Origin of the sequence: Rothia uropygioeca, assembly GCF_004136585.1 — a bacterium.
GTDB lineage: Bacteria > Actinomycetota > Actinomycetes > Actinomycetales > Micrococcaceae > Rothia.
The window spans coordinates 898,315-915,153 of record NZ_NOIR01000001.1; the positions used below are offsets into that span (position 1 = coordinate 898,315).

The 16,839-nt window shown below is 61.1% G+C and carries 18 protein-coding genes and 3 tRNA genes; 13 read left to right on the forward strand and 8 right to left on the reverse strand.

The window, feature by feature from the left end; all coding sequences use genetic code 11:
• Positions 1-131: 131 nt before the first annotated feature.
• On the forward strand, positions 132-1,028 hold the full coding sequence (gene htpX / locus EWR20_RS03980; protein WP_129359201.1) for a zinc metalloprotease HtpX: 897 nt from the start codon (positions 132-134) through the stop codon (positions 1,026-1,028).
• A 33-nt stretch (positions 1,029-1,061) separates the two neighbouring features.
• On the opposite strand, the gene EWR20_RS03985 is transcribed toward htpX, so the two are convergent.
• Entirely contained in the window at positions 1,062-1,553 is a 492-nt protein-coding gene (locus EWR20_RS03985) for a YajQ family cyclic di-GMP-binding protein (protein WP_129359203.1), read from the reverse strand.
• Between the two features lie 174 nt (positions 1,554-1,727).
• Between EWR20_RS03985 and EWR20_RS03990 the strand changes: the two genes are divergently transcribed.
• From EWR20_RS03990 to trxA, 3 genes are all read left to right on the forward strand, one after another.
• A complete protein-coding gene (locus tag EWR20_RS03990; protein ID WP_129359205.1) occupies positions 1,728-2,051 on the forward strand; it encodes a hypothetical protein in 324 nt (107 codons plus the stop codon).
• Between the two features lie 184 nt (positions 2,052-2,235).
• Positions 2,236-2,317 (forward strand) — tRNA-Tyr (locus tag EWR20_RS03995).
• A 190-nt stretch (positions 2,318-2,507) separates the two neighbouring features.
• Positions 2,508-2,918: a thioredoxin gene (trxA, locus tag EWR20_RS04000; RefSeq protein WP_129359207.1), complete on the forward strand. Its 411-nt coding sequence runs from the start codon at positions 2,508-2,510 to the stop codon at positions 2,916-2,918.
• Positions 2,919-2,959: 41 nt separating this feature from the next.
• Here the strand turns inward: trxA and EWR20_RS04005 are convergent, their stop codons facing one another.
• Both EWR20_RS04005 and EWR20_RS13025 read right to left on the reverse strand, forming a co-directional pair.
• A complete protein-coding gene (locus EWR20_RS04005; RefSeq protein WP_129359209.1) occupies positions 2,960-3,961 on the reverse strand; it encodes a DNA-3-methyladenine glycosylase family protein in 1,002 nt (333 codons plus the stop codon).
• Between the two features lie 8 nt (positions 3,962-3,969).
• Entirely contained in the window at positions 3,970-4,101 is a 132-nt protein-coding gene (locus EWR20_RS13025; protein ID WP_255411238.1) for a hypothetical protein, read from the reverse strand.
• Between EWR20_RS13025 and EWR20_RS04010 the strand changes: the two genes are divergently transcribed.
• The 9 genes from EWR20_RS04010 (at position 4,100) to EWR20_RS04050 (ending at position 12,686) form a co-directional block, all read left to right on the forward strand.
• Positions 4,100-5,566 carry a DUF2079 domain-containing protein gene (locus EWR20_RS04010; RefSeq protein ID WP_165000946.1) on the forward strand — a complete coding sequence of 489 codons (1,467 nt, stop codon included), beginning with the start codon at positions 4,100-4,102 and terminating at the stop codon, positions 5,564-5,566. The two genes, EWR20_RS13025 and EWR20_RS04010, sit on opposite strands and share 2 nt — an antisense overlap.
• Before the next feature lie 279 nt (positions 5,567-5,845).
• On the forward strand, positions 5,846-7,774 hold the full coding sequence (locus tag EWR20_RS04015) for a DEAD/DEAH box helicase (protein ID WP_129359213.1): 1,929 nt from the start codon (positions 5,846-5,848) through the stop codon (positions 7,772-7,774).
• Positions 7,775-7,854: 80 nt separating this feature from the next.
• Positions 7,855-7,926, forward strand: a tRNA-Thr gene (locus EWR20_RS04020).
• A gap of 54 nt (positions 7,927-7,980) precedes the next feature.
• Positions 7,981-8,054 (forward strand) — tRNA-Met (locus EWR20_RS04025).
• Between the two features lie 270 nt (positions 8,055-8,324).
• Positions 8,325-8,783 (forward strand): FAS1-like dehydratase domain-containing protein, encoded by a 459-nt coding sequence (locus EWR20_RS04030; RefSeq protein ID WP_129359215.1) that lies wholly within the window; start codon positions 8,325-8,327, stop codon positions 8,781-8,783.
• A gap of 2 nt (positions 8,784-8,785) precedes the next feature.
• Positions 8,786-9,247 (forward strand): MaoC family dehydratase, encoded by a 462-nt coding sequence (locus tag EWR20_RS04035; RefSeq protein WP_129359217.1) that lies wholly within the window; start codon positions 8,786-8,788, stop codon positions 9,245-9,247.
• Between the two features lie 251 nt (positions 9,248-9,498).
• On the forward strand, positions 9,499-10,824 hold the full coding sequence (locus tag EWR20_RS04040) for an MFS transporter (protein ID WP_238147553.1): 1,326 nt from the start codon (positions 9,499-9,501) through the stop codon (positions 10,822-10,824).
• 51 nt (positions 10,825-10,875) lie between these two features.
• Positions 10,876-11,964, forward strand: coding sequence for a UDP-N-acetylmuramate dehydrogenase (locus EWR20_RS04045; RefSeq protein ID WP_129359221.1), 1,089 nt, complete (start codon positions 10,876-10,878; stop codon positions 11,962-11,964).
• A gap of 212 nt (positions 11,965-12,176) precedes the next feature.
• The gene (locus tag EWR20_RS04050) at positions 12,177-12,686 is read left to right on the forward strand and encodes a PGPGW domain-containing protein (RefSeq protein WP_129359223.1); all 510 of its coding nucleotides are present in this window, start codon (positions 12,177-12,179) and stop codon (positions 12,684-12,686) included.
• Here EWR20_RS04050 and EWR20_RS04055 read toward each other — a convergent pair.
• The 5 genes from EWR20_RS04055 to EWR20_RS04075 all read right to left on the reverse strand — a co-directional run bounded on the left by EWR20_RS04055 (position 12,683) and on the right by EWR20_RS04075 (position 16,782).
• Positions 12,683-13,138 carry a GntR family transcriptional regulator gene (locus EWR20_RS04055; protein ID WP_238147554.1) on the reverse strand — a complete coding sequence of 152 codons (456 nt, stop codon included), beginning with the start codon at positions 13,136-13,138 and terminating at the stop codon, positions 12,683-12,685. The genes EWR20_RS04050 and EWR20_RS04055 overlap by 4 nt on opposite strands.
• Before the next feature lie 9 nt (positions 13,139-13,147).
• Positions 13,148-14,287, reverse strand: a complete 1,140-nt coding sequence (asd, locus tag EWR20_RS04060) for an aspartate-semialdehyde dehydrogenase (RefSeq protein ID WP_129359225.1) — start codon at positions 14,285-14,287, stop codon at positions 13,148-13,150.
• Between the two features lie 113 nt (positions 14,288-14,400).
• Positions 14,401-15,021 carry a dihydrofolate reductase gene (locus tag EWR20_RS04065; RefSeq protein WP_129359227.1) on the reverse strand — a complete coding sequence of 207 codons (621 nt, stop codon included), beginning with the start codon at positions 15,019-15,021 and terminating at the stop codon, positions 14,401-14,403.
• Positions 15,018-15,848, reverse strand: coding sequence for a thymidylate synthase (locus EWR20_RS04070; protein ID WP_129359229.1), 831 nt, complete (start codon positions 15,846-15,848; stop codon positions 15,018-15,020). Before EWR20_RS04070 ends, EWR20_RS04065 begins: the two co-directional genes overlap by 4 nt.
• Positions 15,838-16,782 carry an NUDIX hydrolase gene (locus EWR20_RS04075; RefSeq protein WP_129359231.1) on the reverse strand — a complete coding sequence of 315 codons (945 nt, stop codon included), beginning with the start codon at positions 16,780-16,782 and terminating at the stop codon, positions 15,838-15,840. The genes EWR20_RS04070 and EWR20_RS04075 overlap by 11 nt, the downstream gene beginning before the upstream one ends.
• Positions 16,783-16,839: the final 57 nt, after the last annotated feature.

A 16,839-nucleotide genomic window follows, 5' to 3' on the forward strand; every position in this document is an offset into this window, starting at 1 on the left:
CCCTCGGAAAACACAGTCGTTTCAGGGCGCGAAGTGCTTTACAGTTGAACCATCTCGAGTCCCTGGGCGATTATTGCGCCCAGGGCTCAGCGCGCCAGAACCCACGGCCACGCAAGGAGATGCGCGGAAACATGCACAATCATTTCAATGGACTCAAAACCGTCCTTCTCATGGGCGGGATGTTCGGCGTCCTGCTCGCGGTCGGTGCCGTCCTCTCTGCAGGTAGTGGCAGCAGCATCTTCATCTGGTTGTTTGCCATCGGCGGCCTGATCGCGACCGCTGTCAGTTACTGGAACAGTGACAAGATCGCCATCGCGTCGATGCAGGCGCGCCCTGTTTCGAGAGAAGAAGCGCCGGGTATGTACCGGATCGTCGAAGAGCTCTCATCCAAGGCGAACCAGCCCATGCCCAAGTTGTTCATCGCGCCGACCATGTCGCCCAATGCTTTCGCGACAGGTCGCAATCCCGAGCATTCTGCCGTGTGCTGCACTGAGGGCATCCTGCAATTGCTCAATGAGAGGGAACTCCGAGGGGTCCTGGGCCACGAGCTCATGCACGTGTACAACCGGGACATCCTCACATCTTCGATTTCGGCGGCGATAGCCGGTGTGATCACCTCCGTCGCCCAAATCATGATGTTCTTCGGCGGGGCATTCGGCGGCCGTGAACGCGGTGGAAATCCCATTGCAGCGATCCTTATGGCGCTTCTGGCGCCCTTGGCCGCGACGATCATCCAACTTGCGGTGAGCAGGACCCGTGAATACGACGCCGACCAGGACGGTGCTCAGCTGACCGATGACCCGTTGGCGCTCGCCTCGGCGCTCCGAAAGCTTCAGCAGGGAACTCAGCAGGTCCCGATGGACCCGGAGAACCAGAGAACGGTCAATGCGGCTCACATGATGATTGCCAATCCGTTCCGCATGGCCCAAGCCCAGAATCTGTTTTCAACGCACCCTCCGATGGACAAGCGCATTGCCCGACTCGAGAATATGGCTGGTTACGGCGGAAACGCCCCGCGTTATAACTAACGCGAGGCGTTGACGCCGAAATGCCGGTGATACCTACCGGTAGTTCACGAACTGAAGATCCACGTCGAGGTCCGCGGACTTGAGGGTCGCCATCACGTCTTGGAGATCGTCCCGAGATTTGGACGAAACTCGCAGCTCGTCCCCTTGAATGGTCGCCTTCACACCTTTGGGGCCCTCGTCCCGGATCAGCTTGGAGATCTTTTTCGCTTGGTCCTGAGCGATACCCTCCTTGATTGAGGATTCGATGCGGTACTCCTTGCCGGAAGCGAACGGCTCGCCCGCGTCGAGGGACTTGAGTGATATTCCGCGTTTGACGAGCTTGGACTTGAAGACGTCGAGGACCGCCTTGGCGCGTTCTTCTGAATTCGCCTTGATCAGGATCTTTTCTCCCGAAAAATCGATGGAGGCTCCGACTCCGCGGAAGTCGTATCGCTGGGAAACCTCCTTGGCTGCCTGGTTGAGAGCGTTGGACACTTCCTGCGTGTCGACCTTGCTGACAATGTCGAATGAGGATTCGCTGGCCACGGTGGACTCCTATCGTCGAGGAATGGGATCGGTCCCAGCTTAAAGCACATGTGCCCCGTGCTCGGACGGCTTCAAAGTGACGATGCCGCACTGTGAGACAACCTGGACTGAATCGTTATCGAATCGTCATCTGATTCCGGTGGTCCTCACAGGTATGCGTCCCAGACTGGAATCATGAACACCACCTCGAGATTCAATGGCGGCCCCCGTGGTTCGCGTGCCAACGTCACGAAACGGTATGTCTCGGATCTGACCACATACCGTTCAACGTCCAACCGCTCGGTCATCATCTCGCATGGTCGCAGGTCCGTCGTGAGTGATGGCGAGGCTGGGCAGAGGCTCGTCAATCCCGAGCTCCTTCATCGGCTCGCCGGGGTTCGTGAAGATCTTGAAGCTTCACTGGCCCGAGGAGAGATCACCCAGGACCAACTCGAAAAGTTCCTGGCGCGCATGGAGAGTCGGCTTCTGGAAGAGCAGGCCGCGTCCCCGACCGCCTAGATTGGGGCGAATCCGTGGCCGGCAGGAGGCCCTGACGCGGGACCGCAAGAGTGTGGTTGATCACAAAGCCTTCGGAATACGGTAGGCGGTTTGTGTATCTCGCGAGTCTTTGGGTACTGTTGAACCCGCTCCCGTTGACGGGAGCGCGGTTCCTTACGGTCCTTCTGGGATCGAGGGAATGCTCGGCAGGTTACCCGAGCGGCCAAAGGGGGCTGACTGTAAATCAGCTGGCACTGCCTACGGGGGTTCGAATCCCTCACCTGCCACCGCTGCGCACAAGCCGTGAACTCGATCGTCAGTTCACGGCTTGTTTGCTTTTAACGCCCACATCGCCCGCGCGGCCGGGGGCGAAGCTCATATGCATATCGCCACCCGGTTTTTTGCTACCCCGCCGTTCTGTGAGCTATTGGTGAAAGTCTTTGGGCCGGTTGGCGCGCAATATGTAGTGTCTACGCCATGGCGACTATTGAACTGACGCAAGAGAATCTCAACGACACGATCGGGAACAACGACATCGTCCTGGTCGATTTCTGGGCCGAATGGTGTGGGCCCTGCAAGCAGTTCGCCCCCGTCTTCGAGTCCGCTTCGGAGAAGTACGAGGACGTCGTGTTCGGCAAGGTCGATACCGAGGACCAGCAGCAGCTGGCAGCTGCAGCCGGGATCACCTCGATTCCGACTCTCATGGCTTTCCGCGAGCAGACGCTCGTCTTTGCACAGCCGGGTGCCCTCAACGGGTCTCAGCTGGAGCAGGTCATCGAGGCCGTCCAAGGCCTCGACATGGACGAAGTCCGCGAGCAGATTGCCCAAGCCGAAAAGGAAGCGGCCCAGCAGGAGAGCCAGCCCGGCGGGGACCCCGGCCAGGCCTAACCATTCAGGGGCGCCTGCGCCCCGGTGACCAAAGACTTCAATCAACCGGCGAGAGACCGAGGGGCAACCCTCGGTCCTCGCCGGGGCTCTTTAACGCCGGATAGCCCGAGCATCCGCACAACTCGTTGGCGGTTCCCGGCCCACGGCTTGAGGAGCTCGAGCATGCGAGTGTCGTCCCCCCGCTTTCCTTCCAGCGCAAAACAGACACCGTGCGCCACATGGTAATCACCTACGCTGACGGCGTCGGCCAATCCGTGTGACCTTTGCATGGCTTCCGCAATGGTCCATGGCCCGACTCCGCGGATTCCTGCCAGTCCGCGGGCTACGGACCCCGGGTCTGCCGTCGCGGTCAGGTCGATCAGGGCGGGAGCGTTATCGGCGACGCGCCGTATCGCATCGGCCCGGTGTCCGTCGACGCCGGCCCGCCGCCACTCCCACGATGGAATGGACAACCATTTCCTGGGAGTCGGGAAGACTGACATGCCTTCGGGCAATGAGGCGACCCCCGGTGGGCTGGGCGGTGGGGCGGAACCGTTTCGGCGAACGAGCCGTTGCCAAGCGCCTATTGCTTCGCTTCCGGTCACTCTCTGTTCGAAAACGGCCGTGACCGTTTGTTTGAAAACCCACCCCGTAGCGCTGAGCCGCAAACCAGGTTTGAGACGATACGCAGAGCGAGCGTGGCGCGGAATAAGTGAGAATTCGGCAGATGCGGCAAAGGTCGACCAGTCGTCGTCGAGCCCGGTGAGGCGATCGGCGGAAGCCAGGAACTGTTCGACTTCTCGAGGCTCCTCGCCCCACGCGACGATGTCGATCGGCGCCCAAGCCACCAGTCCCGAGGTAGCGACCTGCTCGAGGACCGCGGCGACGCCTGAGCCTTCGTGCTCCGGGGCGCGCGCGGTCATGAATACCCGAGTCCGGCCAGGTGCGGATTCCACGTAGACTGTCGGATCGTGCGTCCCGCGCCTCAGGACCGATAGAGTCCGCGCAAGATCCGCGGGTGCCTGAGGCACCAGGCGCCGTTCGGATGCATATACGGTGGACATGCGGTCCATCATCGCATGACGAAACGGTCTGTTCCGACGCGCCAGAGATCCGAATCCACGACAGTCTGCAGGTCATCCACGATGAGTAGTTCCTCGCCGGTTCGCTCCGTCGGTCGTCGAATCTCCGTATCGCGAGTCATGCCTCGTACACCGGGGCGTTGGCACCCCAAGGTCGTCGCCGCTCTGATGGGAACTGTTTCCCTGGCTGTCTATGTATTCATGTCCTTGCAGCAGTGGGGGAGGATGCAGACGCCGTCCTGGGACTTGGCTATTTTCGCCCAAGCGGCCAAGCAGTATGCGAGTTTCTCAGCCCCGATCGTGGATATCAAGGGGGCCGGGTTCAACCTGCTGGGGGATCACTTCCACCCGATTCTTGTCCTCTTGGGGCCTCTGTACGCCATGTCGCCATCGGGCCTTACCCTCATGGTCGTCCAAGACGCCTTGCTGGCGACTGCTGTGGCGGTTTTCGGTTGGTTTGGAACGCGCCACTTGGGCGTTCTGCGTGGCGTGTGCCTTTCGCTGGGCTTCGCGCTGAGTTTCGGTGTACTCGAAGGAATCCGCGTGCAGTTTCATGAGGTATCTTTCGCAATACCCTTGATGAGCCTGGCGTTGTGCTACCTGTCCACGGGGCGGTTGCGAGCGGCGGTTCTGTGGTCCGTCCCGTTGGTCTTCGTCAAAGAGGACCTTGGCGTTTCGACGGCTATGATCGGACTGCTCGTCACGGCACGATCGGCCCGCGGAAGAGGGCTCGGCGTTCGGGCGGGCCGCATCGTGAATATCCGGACGTTGTGCACAGGGAATGCCCGACGGGGGATGGGGCTCATGCTCTGGGGCTTCGCTTGGAGTGCGCTCGCGGTTTTCGTGATCCTTCCTTGGCTGAACCCGCACGGTCAATTTGCGTACGGGGACAAAGTGGACATTGTGGGTGCCGTCGCCGATCCCCTGCAGTCTTTCGGCCTGATGTTCTACCCTTGGGTCAAAACACAAACCCTGATGATCCTTGTGGTCACAGGAGCCGGAGCCTTTCTTCGTTCGCCGCTCGTCTGGGTCGGCGTTCCAACGCTGGCGTGGCGATTTCTGTCCAACAATTCGGGCTACTGGGATCCGACATGGCATTACAACCTTGTACTGATGCCTATCCTCTTCGCAGCGGTTTTCGACGCCGCGTTGCGGACCAGGGCGGTACGAGGGGGTGTGCTCCGACGAGCTGTTGAACGCATGGCAACCGTGGGACCGGTTCTGTCCGCAGTGGTCGGGCTGGTTCTGGTGCCGTATTCTCCCTTGGCCGCGACGATCGAGACTGCACAGGCGCCGCTGCCGGAGAATGTCGACGCCAAACAGCGCGCGATCCGTGTGGTTCCCGAGGGCACGAGCGTGGCCAGCGATCTTTCGGTTCTCACGTACTTAGTCCCTCGGCACGACGTTCGGTGGATAGGGACGAAGGGTGACCCGGCCCCCGAATTCATCGTCCTGGACCAGGCGTCGGGAACCTGGAACGGCCCCGGTTCGAAGGGGCCGACAACTGAGGCCGAGGCTCGCTACGGGTCGGAGTACACGATCGCCTTTGACAACGATGGGCTCGTGGTGCTCCAGCGCTCTTGGTGAGCGATACGTCACCAACGAGCGGCAAAACTCGTTCAATACGGTAAAGTAGACATCAATACCGGGATTCCCCGTTTTGTGCCGAGTCAGTCCTGAACTGATAGAAGGACCCGGCCGTTGCATGACGTGTAATAGCTCGCCGCCGTGCTCACCGAAATTCACTGATCTACGAGATCGGTAGAGGTGCGCCCATAGGAGGAACATTCGGCCCTGAAAACTCAGGGCGTGTTCGCGGGCAGATTCAAGGGGACATAACCGGCCGCCGTCCATGAGGGACGGTGCGTGCAACCCCAACCCCATAAGGACCAATTGGTGACTGAAACCAACCAGACCCTGCCCGAAATCTCCTCGAACACCGCTGCCGAGACGGTAGAAGCCGAGGACAACTCCGTAAAATTCACTGACCTGGGCCTCGACGGCCGAGTGCTCGCCTCGCTCGAAAAGGTCGGCTACGAGAAGCCTTCTCCGATTCAGGCCGAGACGATTCCGTTGCTGCTCGAAGGGCGCGACGTCGTCGGCCTGGCGCAGACAGGTACCGGCAAGACCGCAGCATTTGCTGTCCCTGCCCTGTCCCATCTCGCCGAGCTCTCTGATGTGAACGGCCCCAACCGCGACACCCAGGTGCTCGTCCTCGCTCCGACCCGTGAGCTCGCCTTGCAGGTTGGCGAGGCGTTCTCCTCCTACGCGAGCGAAATGCCTGATTTCACGGTTCTGCCGGTTTACGGCGGATCTCCTTACGGCCCTCAGCTGGCCGGACTGCGCCGCGGTGCGCAGGTCGTCGTCGGAACCCCCGGTCGTGTGATCGACCACCTCAAGCGCGGGTCGCTCGACCTTTCGAATATCAAGCACCTTGTGCTTGACGAGGCGGACGAAATGCTTCGCATGGGCTTTGCCGAAGACGTCGAGCAGATCCTGGCGAAAACCCCCAAGACCAAGCAGGTCGCTCTGTTCTCGGCGACCATGCCCAAAACCATCCGCAAACTCGCGGAAAAGTACCTCAATGACCCCATTGAGGTGCGCGTCGAGTCCAAAACCACCACCGCGGCCAATATCCGTCAGCGGTACATGCAGGTCATGCACTCCCACAAGCTGGATGCCATGACCCGCGTGCTCGAGGTCGAGGAGTACGACGGCGTCATCGCATTCGTGCGTACCAAGAAGGAAACCGAAGAGGTCGCTGAGAAGCTCAAGGCCCGTGGATTCCAGGCCGCCGCCATCAACGGCGATATCCCGCAGAACCTGCGGGAGCGCACCGTGCAGTCGTTGCGTGACGGACGCGTGGACATTCTCGTTGCGACGGACGTTGCGGCTCGCGGCCTCGACGTCGAGCGCATCAGCCTCGTGGTCAACTTCGACATCCCGCACGACACCGAATCCTACGTCCACCGTATTGGTCGTACCGGCCGTGCGGGCCGTGCGGGTGAGGCGATCCTGTTCATGACGCCACGCGAGAAGTACCTGTTGCGCCAGATCGAGAAGGCGACGCGCCAAAAGGTCGAGCCGATGCACATGCCGACCGCGGACGATGTCAATGCGAATCGCCTGCAGCGCTTCGCACAGCAGATCACCGACACCATCGAGTCCGAAGACCTGACCGTCTTCAAGGAACTCGTTGAGAAGTACGAAAACGAGCACGATGTTCCGGCGCAGGATATTGCGGCCGCCATTGCAGTGATCGCTCAGAACGGCCGTTCTTTCCTCGTGGACGAACTGCCGACCAAGACGGCAAGCCGTGGGCGCGAAGAACGCGGCGATCGTGGTGATCGTGGAGGGCGCCCGGAGCGCGGTGGACGCAAACGTAGTGACGAAGGCCTGACCACATACAAGATTCAGGTCGGACACGAGCAGCGAGTCTCACCCGGCTCGATCGTGGGAGCGCTTACGAACGAAGGCGGCCTCGACGGTTCTCAGGTCGGCAACATCGACATCCGTGGCGGATTCTCGCTGGTCGACTTGCCCGAGAACCTGAACATCAACGAATTCCGCAATATCCAGATCAATGGAAACACGATCGACATTGAACCGGATCGTGGTGGCGGTCAGAACCGAGGCGGAGGAAACCGTGGTGGTGGCTTCCGTAGCGACCGCGGAGGACGCGGCGGATACCGCGGAGACCGTGGGGGCCGTGGCGGCCCTCGTGAGGACCGTGGTGGCTTCCGTAGCGACCGGAACGACCGGGGTGCGCGCAAGGGTGGATTCAGGAAGTTTTAAGACCCTCACGGACCTGTGAGGAACGGCACTCTGTACGGATTTGTCGGACTATCCGCCTGACTGTATAGTTTTATGTCGTTGCCCCGATAGCTCAGTGGTAGAGCGCCATCTTGGTAAGATGGAGGTCCCGGGATCGATTCCCGGTCGGGGCTCTCATGTTGAGGGCCTGCGTGGAGCACTTGCTTTACGTGGGCGCTTTCATGCTTGGCGGTGTAGCTCAGCTGGTTAGAGCGCACGACTCATAATCGTGAGGTCGACGGATCGAGCCCGTCCACCGCTACAACAAGTCCCGTTCGACTGGCTCAGCCGGTCCGGACGGGATTTTTTGTTGATATGCCGGTTAGCCCATGACCTCTCCGGATTTCTTGTGAGGTTATTCCAAGGCTTTGGCCGGTGCCCTTCACCGGAACGGTCAAGGCGGCCGCGGGCGGACACGAACTCCGGTGTGCGACAGTTCCGCAGAAACCACGAGTCCAAAGAAGCGGTGGTACGAGCTGCCGGTAATGTGGTTTTCGATAACCATCTACGCACCACTTCAGCAAGGAGTACCATGTCTGAACATCAGGGCATTGCCGAAGACCTCCAGGGGCGTGTTTACTCGAACGCTCCGGTCTATTCGGTGTCCCGGGAAAAGATCCGCGAATTCTCACGGGCGGTGAAAGCCGAGTCCCGCGCTCACTTCGATGTCGAGTCGGCTCGGGAACTCGGGTATGCGGACCTGGTCGCGCCGGCGACTTTCGCTATTATCGTCAGTCAGGCCGCCGATGCCGAACTCATCCAGGACCCGACCGCCGGGATCGACTTTTCACGAGTAGTTCACGCCGACCAGCGTTTTACGCACCACCGCGCCATCGTCGCCGGAGACGAGCTTTCAGCAACTGTCTACGTCGACGCCGTCCGGGGCATGGGGGCCGGAGCAATGGTGACCACGCGCGAAGAAATAGTAGACGAGAAGGGCGAACCGGTAGCTACCGCGGTTTCTTCACTTCTCGTCCGGGGTGAGGAGTAGCTATGCAGAAGCCGACTGTTGAGTCCATCGAAAAGGGCCAGGTCATCGGATCGCGCGAGATCCACGTGACCCGGGCGGATCTTGTCCGATATGCGGGGGCCAGTGGTGACTTCAACCCGATCCACTGGAACGAACGCTTCGCTAGCTCCGTCGGGCTGCCCGGCGTGATCGCTCACGGTATGTTCACGATGGGAGCCGCGGTGCAGATCGTGACCGACTGGGTAGGGGACCCTGGCCGGATCGTCGACTACCAGACCCGATTCACCAAGCCCGTTCTCGTCCCGGACGCGCAGGGCGACCATACGCCGGACACCGGCGGAAACATCATTACTGTGGAAGGCAAGATCGGGGCCGTGGACGCAGAAAACGGTACGGCTCGTGTCGACCTCGCGGTTTCGGCCCCCGACGTGGAGGGCAAGACCCAGAAGGTCCTGGTCAAGGCCCAAGCAATCGTTCGTTTGTAAAACTTCGCCGTATATCCGATGCCTCTTGACTGAGCACGGGGCGCTCGTCTGGAATTAAGAACCGACGCGATAACGTGCCGGCCCTTTCCCCTTGAAGGTTGTAAGACTCTTTCTCGCAGGGGGCCAGGGGCGGCACGTTTATTTTTTCTCGCGTTCCATCACACCATCCGCACGCGCTTCGCACGGAAAGAGGCTCGCTTATCAAGGCTCAGCAGATCTCCACGCGCTCCTGGTTCTATGCTGTTCTCGGCGTGTACTTGGCCAGTGGGCTGTCCATTTCCGCTTGGCTTGTGCGCGTTCCCGCGATCGCACAAGAGCTCGACCTCAGCGCAGGTCCGCTGGGAATTCTGTTGTTGTCCCAGACTCTCGGCGCGTTCCTGTCCGTATCGGCCTCGGGCATGGTCGTGATGAAGCTCGGTGCGCAGAAGACGCTCTGGCTAACGTTCGTCTTCATGATGCTCGGGGGCCTTGGTCTCGCCGTGGGCGTTTCTTTCCTGCACTCCGTCCTCGTTGCTGGAATCGGGTTGGCGCTATTCGGACTGGGCCAAGCCACCTTCTCCGTCGCGGCCAATGTGCAAGGCGCCGCCGTCGAGCGTGCACTGAAGAAGCAGCGTATGCCGTTGATGCACGGCTGCTTCTCGGTCGGTACGGTCATCGGTTCGGTCGTCGGTACCGCGATGACTGCGATGGACGTCTCGGTCTTCTGGCACATGTTGAGCGTTTACGTGGTCGTGATCGTCCTGGTCGCCGTGGCGATGCGTTACACACGCCACGAGGGCGAGGACATCCAACCGGGGACCACCGGCCTGATGGCGATCGTCGACTCCGGCCACGGGACGTTCTCAGTTCGGCACGCTTGGTCCGAGAAGCGGACCGTCCTCCTCGGGATCTTCGTTCTCGGCATGGCGCTTGCGGAGGGCTCGGCCAATGACTGGGTCGCGTTGGCCCTGACCAACGGGTACGGAGCGAGCGCGTCGGTCGGTGCCATCGGCTATGGGCTCTTCGTGACCGCAATGACGACCGGACGGCTTCTTGGCACCGGACTCCTGAACGTCTACGGGCGCATCATGGTGATGCGGATTGCTTGCGTTCTCGCCGTGATCGGTTTGGGGACGTTCGTTGTCTCTCCGTGGATCGGGCTTGGGATGGTCGCGATTTTCGTATGGGGCATCGGTGCAGCACTCGGCTTCCCCGTAGGGATGTCGGCGGCCGCGGACGACCCGGTGCGGGCCTCCGCGAGGGTCTCCGTGGTTTCGACGATCGGATACGGCGCCTTCCTGGGCGGTCCGCCCCTTCTCGGAGTCCTCGGGGAAGCCCTCGGAGTCCGCAACGGCCTCGCCGTCGTACTCCTTCTGGTGATCGTGTCCCTGTGCCTCGTGCCGCAGCTACGCACACCCGAAAAGGCTCGCCGGCGGACCGCTGAACATTCAGAGGACGACTCGACCGCCCATTGGATCAACCAGCCCGATGCCGGCCCCACCACAGAGAAGCCGGGAAACTCGGCGCCGCAGATGAGCATGGAAGAGGCTCTTCGCGAGAGGCAATCCCACGACGGAGCCGACGAAGAGGAAGACTAGCGTGCCTTGCGCGGTCTGGGATGCACCTGCAGGCTGGTTAGACTGGAGGGCGTGACTGAGACCCTTTTGAGCGAATTGACGACCCTTGGCGTGGGCGGCCCTGCCCGACGCTACGTGCGAGCAGAAAATGACGACGAGATCGTGAACGCCGTCCAAGAAGCCGATCACGCGGGGGAACGCGTTCTCGTGCTGGGTGGCGGGTCCAACCTGGTGGTCGGCGACGCCGGATTCGATGGGACCGTCCTCCACATCGCTTCGCGCGGCACGGACGTCGTCGCCGATGACGATGGCCGCGTGACTCTTCGCAGCGCGGCGGGCGAACCTTGGGACGGTCTGGTTCGTCACAGCGTGGAATTGGGATTGAGCGGACTCGAAACGCTCTCGGGAATCCCCGGGATCACCGGGGCGACCCCCGTGCAGAATGTCGGTGCATACGGCACAGAGATCTCGCAGCATTTTCGTGCCGCCCGCGTATACGACCGCAAAACACGGCAACGGCTGACGTTTACGGGTGATGACCTGGATTTCGCGTATCGTACTTCGATGCTGAAACGAGAGATCCACGACGGCTCACCGAGGTATGTTGTTCTCTCCGTGGATTTCGCGCTCGAGCCCAACCCCCTCTCGCAGCCAATTCGCTACACGGAGCTTGCCCAGCGCCTAGGCGTCGAAGTCGGGGACCGGGCGGAGGCGAAAACAGTCAGAGAAACCGTGCTCGGGCTCCGAGCGGGCAAAGGCATGGTCCTCGACCCCCGGGATCGGGACACATTCAGTACAGGATCCTTCTTCACGAACCCCATCATCGCGGCAGAGACTCAAGAACAGGTGCCGGATGACGCCCCGCGTTACCCGGTGCTCGACCCTTCCGGGCAGGTCGATGAGTCGAAGACCAAGCTTTCGGCGGCATGGCTCATTCAGCACGCCGGCTTCGACAAAGGCTACGGCTTGGAGGGTGATTCCGTGTCCGTCGCTGGGGGGCGGGTTTCCTTGTCGACCAAACACACACTCGCGATCACAAATCGCGGGGGAGCGCGCGCGGAAGACGTCGTGGCGATCGCCCGCGCTGTCCGTGATGGGGTTCGCGAAAAGTTCGGGGTAACCCTTGAAGCAGAGCCCGTTCTGGTGGGCACACACCTCTAGCTCGGGGAATTTCTTCTCATTATCTCGGGCAAATCACAGGTGAAAACGAGATACTCGATGTTCAACGCATAAGGATTCGCCGAACATGGCGACTCCTCGTGTTCTGGCTACTAAGCTGGAGAACAGGAAAAGCAGGTCCGCGGGGCGTGCGGCCCCGTGACGGGCCCGTGCGATCACCGCACCGAATTCCGTCCAGGAGCAGGGGGTGCCCCGTGGGAATCGAGAAAGAAATCGAGCAAGGCCAGCGAGAGGGCCGGTTGCATCACGCTTTGTACCGTTTCCGGGAATTCACCGGTCGCCACCCCGTGCTGCGTTTATTGCACAAGGTAGTCGTCTCTGCGGTGGGCGGAGTGATTGTGCTCGCCGGCGTCATCATGTTGGTGACTCCGGGTCCGGGCTGGCTTGCGATCTTCTTGGGCTTGGGGGTATTGGCGACCGAATACCCGATCATTCATCGCTTCAACCAGTGGGCCAAGTCAAAGGTCGTCGCGGTGTGGCACCGATTCACTGCATGGCGAGCAGCGCGTGCGCTCCGCCGTGAGCGTACCCAGGAGCAGAGAGCCCGAGCACGCATCGCCAAGAAGCAACACAAGGAATTCTTGGACGCTCAGTTCAGGCGAAGCCACAACTGTGCCCCGCACCGCCCGACGAGTTCGCCTGGGCTGGTACTGCCTCATGCACAAGGGCGTACACGGCGTATCCGCCGTGTCCCCAAGGTCTAGGGGTGTTCGTCCAGAGGGGACGTCTCGTCAATCACCCGTCGTAGCAATGCTTCGGCCTCGTTCTGGTGCAACCCAATGTTCTCCAGATCCGCCAGAAACTTGTGGGTGATCTTGAGGGCCTTTTCCTCCAAGCCGGAACCCGCGCGCACGAAGCTTCCGGCGCGCCCTTTCGTCTCGACGACGCCAGCGGCCTCCAGCTCCTTGTAGGCCTTGGCCACCGTGTTATTGGCCAGGTGAAGCGACGCGGCAAGTTTGCGGACCGGTGGCAACCGTGTTCCGGATCCGAGTTCTCCGGTGTGTCTCGCCTCGACGACGCGGCGTCGTAGTTGGGCGTACGGAGGAACCCCCGAGTCCAGGCGAACGGCAAAGAATTCGCGCGCTGCGGCGTCGTCATTCCAATCGATGTTCTTCGGGGTGATCGACCCAGTGTCCTTGGGTTCCCGGTCCGGCACGACGAGCTCCTACAACGTTCCAGTAGCGATATTCAGCATGCGACGGAGGGGTTCTGCCGCTCCCCACAACAACTGGTCTCCGACGGTAAAGGCCGAGATGTACTCCGGACCCATTGCCAGCTTGCGGATACGGCCCACGGGAATCGAGAGCGTTCCCGACGCCGCGACCGGAGTCAGGGCGTCCATGGTCGCTTCCTTTGTATTGGGAATGACCCTTGACCATTCGTTGTCCTGATCGATGATGTGCTCGATTTCTTCGACAGGCAGGTCATCGGTCAACTTGATGGTGAGCGCTTGGGAATGAGAGCGCATGGCCGCAATGCGCACGCACAAGCCGTCCATGATCACTCGCTCGTCGTCCGAGAGACCCAGAATTTTGTTGGTCTCCGCGTCCGCCTTCCATTCCTCGCGGGACTGACCGTTGCCCAGGTCCGCATCGATCCACGGGATGAGAGAGCCGGCCAGGGGCACACCGAACTGTTGCGTGTCCAGGTCACCGGAGCGCTGCATGTCAAGCGCCGTCCGGTCGATGTCCAGAATCGCCGATGCGGGATCGTCAAGCTCTGCGGAGACCGCCCCGGCAATGTCCCGAAAGCCCTTGAGGACCTCCCGCATGTGGCGGGCGCCGCCGCCGGAAGCTGCCTGATAGGTCATGGCCGTGGTCCACTCGACGAGCCCCTCCCGGAAGAGTCCGCCCAAGCCCATGAGCAGGCAGGAGACCGTGCAATTTCCGCCGACGAAATCCTTGATCCCGCGATCCAGCCCCCGATCGATGACGTCGCGGTTGACGGGGTCCAGGACGATGACGGAGTCGTCATTCATGCGCAACGTCGACGCCGCATCGATCCAGAGACCGTCCCAGCCGCGCTCGCGCAACTTGGAATGGACGGCCTTGGTGTAGTCACCGCCTTGGGCGGTCACGATGATGGGGAGTTCGGCGAGCTCATCGATGTCGTACGCGTCCTTGAGCGTGCCGCCCTCCGGCGCGCCCTGATACTGGGGTGCGGGCCCGCCCGCGTTGGACGTCGAGAAGAATACCGGGGTGATTCCCTGGAAGTCCTTCTCTTCCTCCATGCGCTTCATGAGAACTGAACCCACCATGCCGCGCCAACCGACAAAACCTACCGAATCTCCGGACTGAAAAGCCATGTTGTCCAGTGTAGCGAGAGTCGCGACATCTGGTCTCATGTGCGTGACATACGTCAATCCGGGATTGTCATCTGGTGACCTTGGTTCCGGACCCAGGGCCAGAGAAGGGGAGACTATCTCCGGTACTCGAGGAACCGGAAGGGAACGGGCCTCGGTTGAAGCGTGCCGGAGGGACCGGCAACTTTGCCTCGTTCATCTATGCCGCCGGTCGCTTCCTCGACGTGCCACTCAGCTCCCAGCTCCGGAGCCTTGCGGTCTCCCGCGACGTCGATGTCCAGCTCGGTGACCAACACGCGGGTCACTCGACCGTCGAGGACTCCGGGCACAGCCCTCAACTGAAGAATTTGTTCGTAGAGATGCGAACCGCCGATGACCCACAAATCCTCCCCAGAACGGGGAGCTCGTCGGGCCGTTTCGAGGGCCTTGGCGAGGTCACTGGTCCAGAGCGCACCGTCGTGATAGGCGAGGCCGGTCACAGGGTCGGCAGGGGAAGGCAAAGTCCGGGTGAGGACGATATTGGTTCGTTCGGGCAGAGGGCGAAACCGCGCAGGGAAGGACTCCCACGTCGTACGGCCCATGACGACCGGCCCGCCCGAGGTTGCGCGTTTGAAGAACGCCAGGTCAGAAGGGACCGACCAGGGCATTGAGCCCTGGCGCCCGATGATTCGTCCTCGAGCTTGCGCCCAAATGGCCGATAATCGTGGCATTGAGTCGTTCGGAACACTCTCGCTCATACCGCGATGGGAGCCTTGATCGACGGATGGGGATCGTAGCCTTGAACCGTGAGATCTTCGTACTCGTACAGGTCGATCGAGTCACGGTGCGAGATGCTCAACGTCGGATAGGGCCTGGGTTCGCGGGAGAGTTGTAATTCCACTTGATCGCGGTGGTTGTCGTAGATATGGCAGTCCCCACCGGTCCAGACGAACTCTCCGGGACTCAAACCCACCTGGTCGGAAACCAGACGAGTCAGCAAAGCGTATGAGGCGATATTGAACGGAACTCCCAAAAACATATCGGCCGAGCGCTGATACAGCTGACAGGACAGCCTATCCGGACCGCCCTCTACGGGGTCGACGTAGAACTGGAACAGGGCGTGGCAAGGCGGCAACGCCATCTCGTCGACCTCGGCGGGGTTCCACGCGCTGACAATGTGTCTCCGAGAGTACGGGCTCGCCTTCAACGATTCGATGACCTTGGCTATTTGGTCGATGGACTCGCCGCTCGGAGTCGGCCAGGAGCGCCATTGCGCACCGTAGACCGGACCCAGATCCCCGTTCTCGTCGGCCCACTCGTCCCAAATATGAACATTGCGATCCTGCAACCACCGAACGTTGGTCGAACCGCGGAGGAACCACAACAACTCGAGTGCCACGGCCTTGAACCGAACATTCTTGGTGGTCAGCAAAGGGAAGGAAACCGATAGGTCGTACCGCATCTGTCGCCCGAAAACCGATGTGGTACCGGTTCCGGTGCGGTCCCCCCGATGGTTGCCGTGGGCCAGGATGTCCCGCAACAAGTCTTCATAGGGAGTGGGTACGGAGGGAGAGTCAGTCGTCAAAAGGATCAATCTTTTCTACGGAGATAACGCGTTCACGGTGCTTCAGACTGATGTTGAGCACCAACATCTGCCCGGGTGTCAGGTATGGATCCTTGGCCGGCAGGGTATCGCGCAGATCCTTGGGGAGGTGGTGATTGATCACTTTGAGGATCGTCGGCAGTACCGGCCGATGGGTGCACAGGACCGTCGAATGATGAGATTCGAAAAGCGCTTCCATGAGCTTGGCCGCTTTTGCCGGCTTGCGTTTGTGCTCCGCCTCGGTGAGCCGGTTCTTTTCCTTGATGCTCAGCCCATTGGCTTTCGCATAACCGGCGACCGTTTGCATACACCGCAACCACGGACTGGAAACGATTTTTCCTGGTTTCCATGCGTCGAGCAAACGCCAGACGGCGTGCGCCTGTCGTTTTCCGGTCGCGGCCAACGGCCGGTCACTTTCCGCGCGCGACCACGTGGATCGGGGCTTGGCCTTGGCGTGTCGGACCACGATGAGTTGGCGAGTCCGGAGGTCTCCTGACTCGTACAACTCGAGTAACCGGTCGAGAGGGTACCTGTCGGACGAATTGGTCAGGGCCTCGCGGGCAGCACTCGGGCTCACCCATTCGAGTCGGTCCACCTCGCCTTTGTCTTCCCGCGCCTTCTTTCCAACGGGGATCTCCGCGGCCCAGTAGTGGACATCCTTTTTGCCGCGCGAAACCTTGTACGTGGTCTTGGCGAGGGGCGGACCCAGGGTGATCTTGAGGCCGACCTCCTCATGCACCTCGCGGACGGCGGTCTCCGGGATGGATTCACCGTCATCCTGTTTTCCTTTCGGCCATGACCAGTCGTCGTACTTCGGGCGGTGGATGATCAGGACCTCGAGGCCCGCGCTTGCCTCGCGCCAACAGATGGCACCAGCAGCTATGACTGCCGGGGAACTTTTCGAATGGTCTGACATCGAGAATGAATCCTTCGGTGCGGAGCGAACGTGATGCGTGGTCGAATTCGGATGGAG